9 protein-coding genes are annotated in these 12,867 nt (G+C 70.3%); 2 read left to right on the forward strand and 7 right to left on the reverse strand.

Annotation, left to right across the window (positions count from 1 at the left end):
- Positions 1-81 precede the first annotated feature (81 nt).
- The 7 genes from OG587_RS34020 to OG587_RS34050 all read right to left on the reverse strand — a co-directional run bounded on the left by OG587_RS34020 (position 82) and on the right by OG587_RS34050 (position 11,033).
- Entirely contained in the window at positions 82-4,044 is a 3,963-nt protein-coding gene (locus OG587_RS34020) for a cellulase family glycosylhydrolase (RefSeq protein ID WP_329082623.1), read from the reverse strand.
- A 580-nt stretch (positions 4,045-4,624) separates the two neighbouring features.
- The gene (locus OG587_RS34025; protein ID WP_329082626.1) at positions 4,625-5,782 is read right to left on the reverse strand and encodes a hypothetical protein; all 1,158 of its coding nucleotides are present in this window, start codon (positions 5,780-5,782) and stop codon (positions 4,625-4,627) included.
- Positions 5,779-7,038 carry a glucarate dehydratase family protein gene (locus tag OG587_RS34030; RefSeq protein WP_329094093.1) on the reverse strand — a complete coding sequence of 420 codons (1,260 nt, stop codon included), beginning with the start codon at positions 7,036-7,038 and terminating at the stop codon, positions 5,779-5,781. The genes OG587_RS34025 and OG587_RS34030 overlap by 4 nt, the downstream gene beginning before the upstream one ends.
- Before the next feature lie 2 nt (positions 7,039-7,040).
- On the reverse strand, positions 7,041-7,937 hold the full coding sequence (locus OG587_RS34035; protein ID WP_329082627.1) for a 5-dehydro-4-deoxyglucarate dehydratase: 897 nt from the start codon (positions 7,935-7,937) through the stop codon (positions 7,041-7,043).
- A 5-nt stretch (positions 7,938-7,942) separates the two neighbouring features.
- On the reverse strand, positions 7,943-8,803 hold the full coding sequence (locus OG587_RS34040; RefSeq protein ID WP_329082629.1) for a carbohydrate ABC transporter permease: 861 nt from the start codon (positions 8,801-8,803) through the stop codon (positions 7,943-7,945).
- Positions 8,803-9,735, reverse strand: coding sequence for a carbohydrate ABC transporter permease (locus tag OG587_RS34045; RefSeq protein ID WP_329082631.1), 933 nt, complete (start codon positions 9,733-9,735; stop codon positions 8,803-8,805). Before OG587_RS34045 ends, OG587_RS34040 begins: the two co-directional genes overlap by 1 nt.
- Complete coding sequence (locus OG587_RS34050; protein ID WP_329082632.1) at positions 9,735-11,033, reverse strand: ABC transporter substrate-binding protein; 1,299 nt, start codon at positions 11,031-11,033, stop codon at positions 9,735-9,737. Before OG587_RS34050 ends, OG587_RS34045 begins: the two co-directional genes overlap by 1 nt.
- A 120-nt stretch (positions 11,034-11,153) precedes the next feature.
- Between OG587_RS34050 and OG587_RS34055 the strand changes: the two genes are divergently transcribed.
- The gene (locus OG587_RS34055) at positions 11,154-11,930 is read left to right on the forward strand and encodes an IclR family transcriptional regulator (RefSeq protein WP_329082633.1); all 777 of its coding nucleotides are present in this window, start codon (positions 11,154-11,156) and stop codon (positions 11,928-11,930) included.
- Position 11,931: 1 nt separating this feature from the next.
- A complete protein-coding gene (locus OG587_RS34060) occupies positions 11,932-12,816 on the forward strand; it encodes an NAD-dependent epimerase/dehydratase family protein (protein ID WP_329082636.1) in 885 nt (294 codons plus the stop codon).
- The last annotated feature ends 51 nt before the right edge of the window (positions 12,817-12,867 follow it).

Here is a 12,867-nt window from a genome sequence, read left to right on the forward strand (position 1 = left end):
TTTCCTGCTGACTTCCGGGTGGTTCGCGCGAGGGCGCGTCCGTCAAGGGGCGCCCTCGCGCGTTCCGTAGGACTTTCCGGATCAGAAGTCGTCGGCGGTGCGGATCCGGTCACGGATCCAGACGCCGGCCTCCTTCAACCTGCTCGTCCCCGCGTACGGGCCGTTCGGGCAGGTGCCCGCGGTGAAGACCGCGCCGGTACGGGAGTCGTCGGAGTAGTTCCAGTTCGTCCAGCTGATCTTCTTCTGTGCCATCAGGTCCAGGTACTGCTGGGACCTGCTGAAGTTGTTGCCGCCGTCGCCGGAGGCGGTCTGGGTGCCGAACTCGGTCACGAAGATCGGCAGGAGGTCGGCCGCCCGGGACAGCGCGTTCAGGTACTCGGTGCCGTGCGAGGCCGCGTAGAAGTGGAAGGTGTACATGATGTTCGTCCCGCTGACCGGGTTGGCGCGGATGGTGTCCGTCGCGTCGCCGTCACCCGAGACACCGAGCGAGGACCAGTCGGGGGTGCCGACCAGGATCGGGGCGTCGGGGTCCTGCTGGCGGATCACCGGGACGAGCTGGTTGGCGTAGTTGCGGATGACCGACCAGGTGACGGACGAGCCGTTCGGCTCGTTCGCGATCTCGTAGATCACGTTCTTCTTGCCGTTGTGCCGCTGGGCGATCTCGGTGAAGAACGTCCTGGCCCGGCTGAGGTTGTAGTTCGGGTCGCCGGGGGTGAGCATGTGCCAGTCCACCAGGGCGTACATGCCGCGCGCGGTGGCCATCTCGATCAGCTGGTGGACCCGGTCGGTGAACGCCCTGGGGTTGGTCTCGTAGCCGCCCTCCTGGATGTACATCGAGATCCGGAGGATGTCGGCCTTCCAGTCTGTCGCCAGGGCGTCGAGCGAGGCGTTGTTGAGGCACTGGTCGTACCACTGGATGCCGTGGGTGCTCATGCCGCGCAGCTGGATCTGCTTGCCGGCCTCGTTGCACAGCCGGTTGCCGCACACCCGGAGCTGGCCGTTGGCCGCGGCCGGGGTGCCGCCTCCTCCGCCGCCGGTCGTGGTCTGGGCGGTGACGGCCGCACTGGCCGCCGAACGGTTGCCCGCCGCGTCGCGAGCACGGACGGTGTAGGTGTAGGACGTCGACGCCGTCAGGCCGGTGTCGGTGTGAGTGGTGCCGGACGCCGTGGCCACCAGCGTGCCACCCCGGTAGACCTCGTAACCGGTCACCCCGACGTTGTCGGTCGCCGCGTTCCAGGCCAGCGACACACTGTTCGCCGTCGTCCCCGTCGAGCGCAGGTTGCCCGGGACGGAGGGGGCGGTGGTGTCGTCGCCGGGACCGCCGCCGTTCGAGCGGCCGTAGACGTCGAACTCGTGCAGCGAGTAGCCCCAGGCGGTGCCCCGCGCGGTGCCGTACACCCGCACGTACCGGGCGCTCCCCGACACCGTCAGGTCGTCGATCGTGCCGTCGCCCGAAGTGGTGGAGTAGACACTGGTCCAGTCGGTGCCGTTGGGAGAGACCTCGATCCGGTAGGCCGAACCGTAGGCCGCCTCCCAGTCCAGCCGCACCCGGGAGATCGTGTACGAACCCCCCAGGTCGACCTGGATCCACTGCGGGTCACTGCCCTCCGCCGACGCCCACCGGGTGGTGGTGTTCCCGTCCACCGCCAGACCGGCCTCGAACCCCGGCCCCTCGATGGACGACGCCGTGGCGGGCTTGCCCCTGGAGATGAGCTGGTCCTCGTTGCCTCCGCCGCCGCTTCCGGTCTGGGCGGTGACGGCCGCGCCGGCCGCCGAACGGTTGCCCGCCGCGTCGCGGGCGCGGACGGTGTAGGAGTAGGAGGTCGACGCCGTCAGACCCGTGTCGGTGTGACTCGTACCGGCCACCGTCGCCACCAGCGTGCCACCCCGGTAGACCTCGTAACCGCTCACCCCGACATTGTCGGTCGCCGCGTTCCAGGCCAGCGACACACTGTTCGCCGTCGTCCCCGTCGAACGCAGGTTACCCGGGACGGAGGGCGCCACGGTGTCGTCGCCGGGGTTGCCGGGACCACCGCCCGACCTGAGGAAGAGCGAGCCCGAGGCGTCCGTCATCGTGGCGTTGACCCCGGAACCCGGGGAAGCGGTGTAGTTCACCGTCTCCCGGCTCGCCCAGTCGGGGATGGTGGCGCCGTTGACCGCGAGGTGCTGGAACTTCGACGGGTCCGACGCGGAGCTGCCGAACTGGTAGACGCGCTGCCGGTCGGCGTAGTACGGCTGGTACGCCCCGCCCTGCGTGGTCTGCTTGGTCAGGTCGTTGTTGTAGAAGACGTTCTGCGGGCCGCTCGACCCCGACCACTTGGCCGCCTTCGGGCCGGCCGCCCACCAGATCGGCCACCAGGAGGAGTCGTCCGGCGTGCCGCCGCCCTCGTCGCCGCAGTTGGTGCGGCAGTTCTTCGAGGCGTGCTGGAACGGCACGGCCACCTTGTTGTTCTCGAACAGGTTGCGCCGCTCCCAGCCGCCGTGGACGTTGAGGTCGGAGTCGAAGTCGTTGCCGACGACGACGTTGTTCGAGGCCGACCACTGGAACGTGAAGTGGCGCAGGTTCCGGCTGGTGTTGTAGGCGTACAGGGAGTCCCAGACGCGTGAGCCTCGGAAGTAGCCGTTGCCGCCCTTGCCCTTGTTCCACGAGCCGTCGAAGGACGACTCCTGGACCTGGATGTTCTTCGCGCTCTCGGTGACCACGGCGTGCGAGCCGGTCATCTCGGTGCCGACCCGGCGGATCCAGCTGTTGGCCGCCCACTTCAACACGATGCCGTGCATGGCGTACTCGGGGGCCATGTTCCCGTAGTCGTGCACGGCGTCGGCCCGGTTCAGGTTGTAGGTGCCACCGCCGAGCTTGGGCATGTTGGTCATGTCCTGGGTGATGGTCAGGTCCTCGATCCCGACCCCCTGGACGACCTTGAGCGGGGTGACCCGGCTGGGGTAGACCGTCCCGGCGATGGCCGCGGAGCCGTCGGAGGTGGAGTCGAGGGGGAGGTCGTACTCCAGGGGTTTGTCGATGGTGACGTTCCGGCCGGCGGTGTCGACCGCGGTGATCTGGAAGATCTGCTGCCGCATGTGCAGGTTCATGTACTGCGCGGTGTTGGTGACCGTCTGCTGCTGGTAGAACTTGACGCTGTTGGCGGCACCCACCCACAGGTGGCCGCCGACCTTGAACCGGCTCATGTCGGCGCTGGTGGCCAGCCTGATCACGTTGGTTCCGATGGCCGAGGCCTCCCGCAGCGGGACACCGGTGGCCCAGTGCTGGTTGGCGCTGCCCTCGAAGATGTCCTTGCGGTTGGCGGGCGCGGAGGCGTACTCGGCGGCGTACCTGCTCGCCACCTCCCTCGTCTGCACGCGGAGCAGGCCGCGGCCGGGCCAGGTCCAGCCGCCCTTGCCCGAACCGTGCGTCGCGCCGTCCTCGTCCCAGTCGCTCCCGTCGGCTGTGAGTGTGTCGTAACGGGTGTTGGCGTCCGGGCGGAAGACGAGGACCGTCCTGCCCATGCCCGCGCCCTTCAGCACCAGGTAGTCGGCGTCCAGGCCGAGCTGCCTGGTGACGGTGATCCGGCCCTCGGGCAGGGTGATGGACGACAGCCGGGTGTAGCCCGCCGCCGGGCTGCAGGCGGTCCGGATCTGGTCGATCGCGGCCTGGAGGCCGCCGGTGGCGTCGGAGCCGTCGGCCCGTACGCCGAACTGGGCGGCGAGTTCGGCCGCGGTGATGTGGCAGGCGGCGTCGGGACTGGCCTGGGCGGCCTCCGGCAGGGCCACGCCGCCGCGATAGCCCGCCTTGCTCCAGTCCGGCAGCCCCGGGACGGGCGCGCGGCGGTTGGCGGCGGTCAGATCGGGAATCGCGGCGGCGCCCACCGCGGGAGCGGCGGCGGCGCCCGCGGGGGCTGTGGCGGTCGCGGCGGTCGCGGCCTGGGAGGCCGTGCCGACCAGTGACGGTACGGCGATCGTGAGCACCGTCGCGGCGATCGCCACCAGTGAGCGGCGGCGTCTTGGACGATCTTGAGTGGGGGGTAGCGGGTGCACCTTACGTAACATTGGCGCTCCTGGCGGAGGGGGATGGGGGGTGCGGGCGAAAGCCCCGAGAAGGGCAGGGCGTTTCCCCGGGCATTCCTTCGTTAGGAAGGTTTCCTAACTATGGCGGAGCGTAAATGGCCGCTCGCCGTTACACAAGAGGCAATCTTTCGGTAGGACCGCGTTCCGTGTGGCGTGCGTCATCGAGCCGCCGGCGGACGGCAGGCGAGAGAATCGGATCGACCCGGAGGGGTCGCGAGAGTTCCGGGCAGGCTCACGCCGACAGGGCACGCAACCATTCCGAGCTGCGGCGATGGCCGTACGGCGGGCATGCCAAGGGTGCGTGTCGCCCGCGAAGGCGTCGGGTCCGCCCGGCGGGCGCGTCAGGGTGCGTGTCGCCCGCGGGGGTGTCGAGTCCGGCCGGCGGCCGGGCCACCGGCGCCGGATGGTCGAACGAACCGTCTCCCGGCTGTTCGGCTACCGGCGCCTGTCATTCCGGTATCACATGGTCGGCCTTTCTCACGTCGTCGCGGCCATGACCTGTCGCGGGCGTCGTTTCCGTCTCACCGTGTGTGACACGGTCCGATCCCGGAGGTCGTGGAGGTCACGGCGCGCCGGGGTTTGCAGTGTTTGCAGTGTTTGCGATATTCGAACACGCGTTTTGGCCGGCCCCGGATCCGAAGGAGCGCAGGGTGTCGGTGATCGTGGCCAGACGGGATCGGGAGGCCAGGCCCGCGTGGTAGACGTGGATCTCGCCGGCTCCGGCCGAGTGGTAGGCGGCCAGGGTCTCCGGATTCAGGGTGGCGGGTGGGAGGGCCAGGACGGACGCGCCGAGGCGGGTGCCGGGGGCGGCCAGGGCGCGAAGCCGCCGGAGGCGCGCGGTGCCGGAGGCGGGGTCGTCCCAGCAGTTGGCGACGAGGACGTCGGCGCTCGGGGCCGCGGAGACCTGGCTGAAGGCGCCGGCGGCCCAGGGGTGGGGGTTGGCGTGCAGGGTGACCGGCAGGCCGGCCGCCTCCAGCCGCAGCGTGTGCTGCAGTTCCCGGCCGAGGCCGGCACGCAGCTCCTGGACGACAGGGGCCAGATCGCCGAGGGCGGCCTCGACCGACGGGGAGGCCGTGTCGACTCCGGTTCGAACCCGCTCACGGGTTCCCGCCGGGTAGCGCCGGGCGCAGACCGTGCAGAAGCACAGGGACAAGAGGTCGAGCTGAGCCGCGGTCCAGTCGGCGCCGTCGGTTTTCTCGTGCGTGCCGGCGTGGCGGACGCCGAGCGGGCCGCAGGCTTCGAGGACGAACCCGTCGGGGGCGCCGAGTTCGGCGATCTCCCGGACCAGGATCCGGCAGTAGTCGACGACGTCGGGGTGGGACGGGCACAGGGCGTAGGGATAGCGGTCGCCGAAGGCGTTCCGGACGGCCAGGGACGGGTGGGCGGTCCCGAGGTGGGAGTTGTGAGTGAGGACGGTCCAGGCGTGGACGGCGAGTCCCGCCGCGCGCAGCGCGTCCGCGGCCTGGACGAACGCGTCGGGGGCCGTCCAGGTGGGGGCCGCGGGGACGAGCCTGCCCCAGGAGCCCGCGCGGACGGGGACGTAGAGGGCGGGCCTGGCCTCGACGAGCCGGTGGGCGGGGTGGAACGGGGTGGCCGCCCGCACCGAGTGGTACGAGGCGGCCAGCGCCACCGTGTCCGCGCCGAGCCGGGCGAGGCGTTCGGGGGCGGAGGGGTCCCCGACGACGTCCCAGGGGTAGGCGTAGATCACTTTCACGGTCACCAGCGGGGCCGTACCGGGGAGAAGTCCGGCTGGAACATCCGCATGTAGGAGGTGTCGTCTCGTTCGGTGAGCCCGCAGGCGAGGTACTGCTCATGCATCGCCTCCAGGGCGTCGCGGTCGAGTTCGATGCCCAGTCCGGGCCCGGACGGCACGGGGACCGCGCCGTCGACGAACCGCAGCGCGCCCGGCCTGACGACGTCCTGCCCGGCCTGCCAGGGCGTGTGGGTGTCGCAGGCGTGGGCGAGGTTCGGCACGGCCGCGGCGAGGTGGGTCATCGCGGCGAGGCTGATCCCGAGGTGGGAGTTGGAGTGCATGGACAGTTGCAGGCCGAAGGTGGCGCAGAGCCGGGCGAGCTGGGTGCTGCGGACGAGCCCGCCCCAGTAGTGGTGGTCGGACAGCAGCACGCCGACGGCCCCGTCCCGGATGGCGGCCGGCAGGTGGTCGAAGGTGACGACGCACATGTTCGTGGCCAGCGGCATCGGGACTCGCGCCGCCACCTCGGCCATCCCGGCGAGCCCGAGGGTCGGGTCCTCCAGGTAGTCGACCGTCCCGGCCAGCTTGTGGCCGACGTCGATCGAGGTGGGCACCGACCACGCCCCGTTCGGGTCGATCCTCAGCGCGGCGTCCGGGAAAGCCTCCCGCAGCGCGAGGACGGCGTCGATCTCCACCTCGGGCGGGAAGACACCGCCCTTGAGCTTGATCGACCGGAAGCCGTACTCCTCGACGAACATCCGCGCCTGCGCGATCAGGCCGTCGGCGTCGAGCGCCGCCCCGAACTCGTCGTCGGGCTCGCCGGGGTGCGCGGCCCACTTGTAGAACAGGTAGGCGCTGTAGGGCACCCTGTCGCGGACGGGTCCGCCGAGCAGGTCGCAGACGGGACGGCCGAGGGCCTTGCCGCGGATGTCCAGGCAGGCGACCTCGAACGGGGAGAACACCCGGTCAAGGGTCTTCTCCCTGGTCGCGACCCCGGTCAGGCCGTGCTTGTCGGTCACGACGTCGCCGCCGACGACCCGGCCGACCGCGGCGTAGAGGGCGTGGTGGTGGTGGACGTCGATTCCGACGAGTCGCCGGGCGGCGGCCTGGACCTTCGTGAGGTGGGCGAGGTCACCGTAGGTCTCGCCGAGCCCGCTGAGGCCGTCGTCGGTGTGCACCTCCACGATCGTGCGCAGCGCCCAGGGCTGGTGCACCCCCGCGGCGTTCAGCAGCGGCGGGTCCCGGAACGCGACGGGCGTGACGCGGATGTCGCTGATCAGCATGGTCACGCCCCCACGATCCGCAGGCCGGTGCCGATCAGTTTTTCGAGGAGGGCGACGTGCTCGGGCGCGGCGTCGACCAGGGGCGGTCTGACCGGGCCGGCGTCCAGGCCCCGCAGCCGCACCCCGGCCTTGACCAGCGAGACGGCATAGCCCGGGACGAGGTCGCGCAGCTCGACGAGCGGCCCGTAGAACTCCCGGAGCAGGTCCGTGACGAGCGTGTCGTCGCGGGCGGTGACGGCCTTGTGGAAGGCGAGCGCGATCTCGGGGGCGAAGCAGAACACGGCGCTGGAGTAAAGATCGACCCCGAGGGCGCGGTAGGACAGGACGGTCATCTCGGCCGTGGGCATGCCGTTGAAGAAGGTGAAGCCGGGCCGGTCGACTGCCAGGATGATCCGTTGGAGCAGGTCGAGGTCGCCCAGGCCGTCCTTGAAGCCGACCACGTTGGGGACGGCGGCGAGCTCGGCGACGGAGCCGGGGGTGAACCGGGCGTTGCCCCGCTGGTAGACGATGATCGGCAGGTCGGTGGAGGCCGCCACCTGCCGGACGTAGGCGACGAGCCCGGCCGGTGGCGCGTCGACCAGGTAGGGAGGCAGCAGCAGCAGCCCGGCGGCGCCCTGCGCGGTGGCCTGGGCGGCGAACTCGCGGGCGAGGGGCAGCGCGCCGCCGGTCCCGGCCACCACGGGTACCCGTCCGCCGGTCGCGTGCACGCTCTCCCGGACGATCCGGCCGTACTCGGCGGGGTCCAGGGCGTTGAACTCCCCGGTGCCACACGCGGCGAACACCGCGCCGGCTCCCGCCGTGACCCCGTTTCCCACGTGTTCGGCCAGTGCCGGAAGATTCGGCTCACCGTCGGGGCCGAACGGGGTGACGGGAAAGAAGAGGACACCATCGAGGTCCACGGTTTTCAACCCTTCACGGCGCCGGCGACCAGTCCCGAGAGGAACGCGCGCTGGAACGCCAGATAGACAATCAAACTGGGCAGCAGGGCGAGGAGGGCTCCGGCGAGCAGCGCGCCGGGCCCGACGAGCGGGTCGGAGCGCAGGGAGGCGAGCGCCACCGTCAGGGTGTAGTCGTCGGGGGTGCGGGCGACGATCAGGGGCAGGAGATACTGGTCCCAGATCATGTTGAAGCCGAAGATGACGATGACGCCGATGCCCGGCTTGCACAGCGGCAGGATGATCTGCCCGAAGATCCGCAGTTCGCTCGCGCCGTCGCAGCGGGCGGCCTCCTCCAGCTGGCGCGGGATCTCCTTCATGAACTCACTGAGCACGAAGATGGAGAAACCCCAGCCGCCCAGGGGGAGGATCACGCCGAGCAGGGTGCCGCGCAGGTCGAGGCCCAGGACGGGCAGGTCGCCGATGACCAGGGACAGCGGGATCGCGATGACCTCCTCGGGGAGCATCATGGTCGACAGGATCGCCAGCAGCACCAGCGCCTGCCCGCGAAACCTCCTGCGCGCCAGGGCGTAGGCGGCGAACACGCTGACGCTCACCTGCAGCAGCAGCGCGCCGCCCGCGATCACGACGGAGTTGAAGAAGTACCGCCACAGGCCCTGCTCAGCGGCGACCTGGAAGTTCTCCAGGGTCGGATCGCGGGGGTAGAGGGACATCCTGCTGGGGTCGGCGGCGTTGTCGAACGCGCCGGCGAACACCGAGACGAGCGGCCCGCAGAAGACGACGAGGACGATCGCGTAGAGCAGGACGCGCAGGCCGGTGGCGACGGGGTGCTTCCTTCCCCAGCCCCAGCCGAGCGTGGTCTCGAACATCAGATCTCCTTTCGCCTGCGGTAGAGGGTGACGCAGACGGTCAGGGTGAGAATGCCGAGGAACAGCAGGACCGAGGCGGCCGAGGCGAACCCGATGTCGCCGGACTGGAAGCCGAGGGTGTAGATGCGGGTCATCACGACGTCGGTGGAGCCGGCCGGGCCGCCCGCGGTCAGCACGAACACCTCGGTGAAGATCCGCAGGCCGCGGATGCACGCGAGGGTGACGAGGATGGTGACGACCGGCCGCAGCGCGGGCAGGGTGACGAAGCGGATGCGCTGCCGGAGGCCCGCGCCGTCGAGGGCGGCCTGCTCGTAGAGTTGCCGGTCGATTCCGGCGAGACCCGCCAGGATGATCATCATGTCGTAGGGGGCGTGCTTCCAGATGCCGACGACGCTCACCCACCACAGTGCGGAGTCGGGGTCGTCCAGGAAGCCCTGCGGGCCGATCCCGAACCAGCCGAACACGTTGTTGAGCATGCCGTCCGCGGCGGGGAAGTAGAGCAGCCGCCAGACCTCGCCGACCACGGCGATCGCCGAGACGACGGGCAGGAACGCGGCCGAGCGGACGAACCACAGCGTGCGCGCCCTGCCTTCCAGCAGCAGGGCCAGGCAGAACCCGATGAGCATCGCGCCGCCCGTCTGCACCACGGCCAGGTAGAGGGTGTGGCCGATCGCCGCGCGGAAGCTCTCGTCGGTGAAGACCTGGCGGTAGTTGTCCAGGCCGACCCACTCGTCGCCGAGGAACGGCTGGACCTTGAAGAAGCTGAGCCAGACCCCCTTGGTCATCGGGATGTACTTGAAGTACAGGAAGATGATCAGCGCGGGGGCCAGGAACAGCCAGGGCAGGAGCCCAGGGCGGCCGGGCCCGCGACGGCGTGGGGAGGCCCCCGGGCCGCCGGCGGCGGCCCGGGGGCGGGACGTGGTCAGCGTCATCAGCCGGCCTTCTGCTTGGCCAGTTCGGTCTTGAACGAGCCCGCCAGCTTGGTGAGTTCGGCCTGGACGTCGGCGCCGCAGTTGGCGAAGATCGAGTTGAGGGTCTCCGACGCCTGCTGGCGCAGGGGTGTCCAGTTCGGCACCTGTGGGAACAGTCGCCCGTTGTCCCGGTAGATCTCCTTGATCGTCGCCCACCGCTCGTCCTTGCGCTCGGCGACGACGTCGACGGTCGTGTTGACCGGGAGCCGGACCACCGGGTTCGGCTGGTTGGTGTTCATGCCGATCCGCTGGCCCTCGGCGCTGATGAGGAACTCGGCGAGCTGCTTCTGCTGCGGCTGCAGCTTCGAGCCCGCCATGAGGTAGATGTTCTCGCCCTCGCCCAGCACGCCCTGTCCGCCGGGACCGGCCGGGGAGGGGATGACCTCGTACTTGTCCTTGCCGAGGCTCTTGTCGAAGCGGCCCATCATCCAGGGGCCGGTGAGGTAGACGCCTGCCTTGCCGGTCTCGAAGAAGGGGTGGGCGTCGTCGGTGATGAGGGTGAGGGCGCCGGGGACCACGACCTTGTCCTTGCAGAACAGGTTCTGCATCCACTTCACCGCCTCGACCGACCGGGGCTGGTCGATGGCGGGGGTGAACCTGCCTCCGGACTCGGTGAGGAAGTCGCCGCCACCCTGCCACAGGTAGGAGGAGGCCCACCAGGCGGTGTAGCCGCGCTCGGTGGAGGCGGGGACGAGCATGCCGTAGGTGTCGTCCTTGCCGTTGCCGTCCGGGTCGTCGTTCTGGAACGCCCTGGCGAGGGCGTCGAGCTCGGCCCAGGTCCTGGGAACGTCCTTGCCGAGCTTCTCGCGCCAGTCCTTACGGATGAACGTGGCCACCGCCTGGGTGGAGAACGGAACGCCGTAGTACTTGCCGTCCGCGGCCCTGGCCTGGTTCCAGGCCCGGTCCAGGGTGTCGCCGGCACCGGCGATGCCGGTGCGGTCGACCGGGGTGATCAGGCCCTGGGAGAGGCCGGTGCCGAGCAGGCTGACGTCGTTGATGACGACGTCGGGCAGGTCCCTGGCGGCGGCGGCTTCCTGGATCTTGTTCTCGAAGTTCTCGTAGATCGGGACGTAGGTGACCTTCACTCCGGTCTTCGCGGTGTAGGCCGCGATGACCTTCTTGTAGACCTCCGCGGAGGCCGGCGTGGATCTGGTCCACAACTCCAGGCCGGTGGCCTCGGACTTCGACTCTGATCCGCACGCCGTGGTGGCGAACAGGAGCAGGGTGAGCCCGGCGATGATGCGTCGGGGGGCGGGCATCTACCACTCCATTCACATATGTAAACCGTGGTTTAGGTTGTGAACAACGTGCCGCAACTGTAAAAATCACTAACAACGCTGTCAATAGGTGTATGAAGCCGAGCCGGTGAGGGGTGTGGGTTGTCAACAGGTGAGCATCCGGCCGAGAAACGTCCCGTCAAATCAGCCGATCGGACGATCGAGCTGCTCGAAGCACTGGCCCGGGCGGAGCGGCCTGTCACGCTCACCGAGCTTCAACGGGATCTCAGCTATCCGAAGTCGAGTCTCTACATGCTGCTGCGGACCCTGATCGGCAGAGGCTGGGTCGAGACCGACCGGCACGGCATGACGTACTCCGTCGGAGTACGGGCCCTGCTGGTCGGCACCTCCTACCTCGACCGCGATCCCGTCGTCAGGGCGGCGGCGGTGGTGCTCGAGCAGGTCCGCGCCGACATCAACGAGACCGTCCACCTGGCCCGCCTCGACGGGGCCGACGTGGTGTACCTCGCCAGCCGCGAGTCCCTGCACCACCTGCGGTTCACCTCCCGCGTGGGCCGCCGGCAGCCGGCCTGGGCGACCGCGCTGGGCCGCGCGGTCCTGTCCATGCGCGACGACGGTGAGAAGCACATCCCCGACGTTCTCGCACCGCTGACCAAGCACACCGTGACCAGCCGCCCGGACCTGATACTGGAACTGGAGAACGCCCGGCTGCGCGGCTACGCCGACGAGAAGGAGCAGAACACCCCCGGCCTGGGCTGCGTCGCGGTGCCGCTCCCGTACACCTCGCCGGTGACCGACGCGATCAGCGCGTCCGTCCCGCTGGTACGGCTCGACGAGACACACCACGCGCAGATCGTGACGGTGCTCAGCGAAGCGGCCCGCCAAATCGTCCAGCTCTTCCGGCAGGAGGCACTCTGACGTGCGGATCCTCCTCACCGGCGCGGCCGGCGCGGTGGCGACCGCGCTCCGGCCCCGGCTCGCCAGGTCCGGCCGGACGCTGCGGCTCGCCGACGTCGTCCCGGTCGCGCCGGTCGCGGCCGGTCAGGTCGGCTCAGTCGAGCCGGTCACGCCGGTCACAGCCGGTCAGGTCGGCTCAGTCGCGGCCGGTCAGGTCATCCCGGTCGCGGCCGGTCAAGCCCGCGAGGAGACGATCCTCGCCGACCTGACCGACGAGAACGCGATGGCCGAGGCGATGAAGGGCGTCGACGCGGTCGTCCACCTGGGCGGGCTGAGCCGCGAGCATCCTTGGGCGGACATCCTGCGCGTCAACGTCCACGGCACGCAGGTGCTCCTGGAGGCGGCCCGCCGGGAGAACGTCCGGCAGGTCGTGCTCGTCGGCAGCCACCACGCGGCCGGGTTCCACCCCCGTCCGGACGCCCCCGACGGCCTCTCCCCCAGGCCGGACACCTACTACGGCTTCAGCAAGGCCGCGATGGAGGCGCTCGGCAGTCTCTACCACGACCGGTTCGCGATGAACGTCGTGGCGATCCGGCTGGGCTCGTGCTCCGAACGGCCCCGCGACCTCCGGGGACTGTCGACCTGGCTGTCGCACGACGACTGCGCCCGGCTGGTCGAGGCGTCCCTCACCGCCCGGGGCTTCCACCTCGTGTGGGGCATCTCGGCCAACACCCGCCGCTGGTGGTCGCTCGACGCGGCTCGCGCCCTCGGCTACGCCCCGCGCGACGACGCCGAGCTCCACGCCCCGCGGCTGCTGGCCGAGTTCGGCGAGCCCGACCTGACCGACCCGGTCCAGAACCTGGTGGGGGGCGCGTTCTGCGGCCGGGAACTCGGCGCCTTCTGGTGACACCCACCTCTCCCCACGGCCTTCTCCCCCGCGGCTTTCTCGCCGGGCCCG

The organism is Streptosporangium sp. NBC_01469 (genome assembly GCF_036227305.1).
GTDB lineage: Bacteria > Actinomycetota > Actinomycetes > Streptosporangiales > Streptosporangiaceae > Streptosporangium.

What these genes read in the sequence shown, in the direction of transcription:
- OG587_RS34020 (WP_329082623.1), bottom strand. Translation starts at nt 4,044, where the DNA reads ATGTTACGTAAGGTGCACCCGCTACCCCCCACTCAAGATCGTCCAAGA.
- OG587_RS34030 (WP_329094093.1), bottom strand. Translation starts at nt 7,038, where the DNA reads ATGCTGATCAGCGACATCCGCGTCACGCCCGTCGCGTTCCGGGACCCG.
- OG587_RS34040 (WP_329082629.1), bottom strand. Translation starts at nt 8,803, where the DNA reads ATGTTCGAGACCACGCTCGGCTGGGGCTGGGGAAGGAAGCACCCCGTC.
- OG587_RS34045 (WP_329082631.1), bottom strand. Translation starts at nt 9,735, where the DNA reads ATGACGCTGACCACGTCCCGCCCCCGGGCCGCCGCCGGCGGCCCGGGG.
- OG587_RS34050 (WP_329082632.1), bottom strand. Translation starts at nt 11,033, where the DNA reads ATGCCCGCCCCCCGACGCATCATCGCCGGGCTCACCCTGCTCCTGTTC.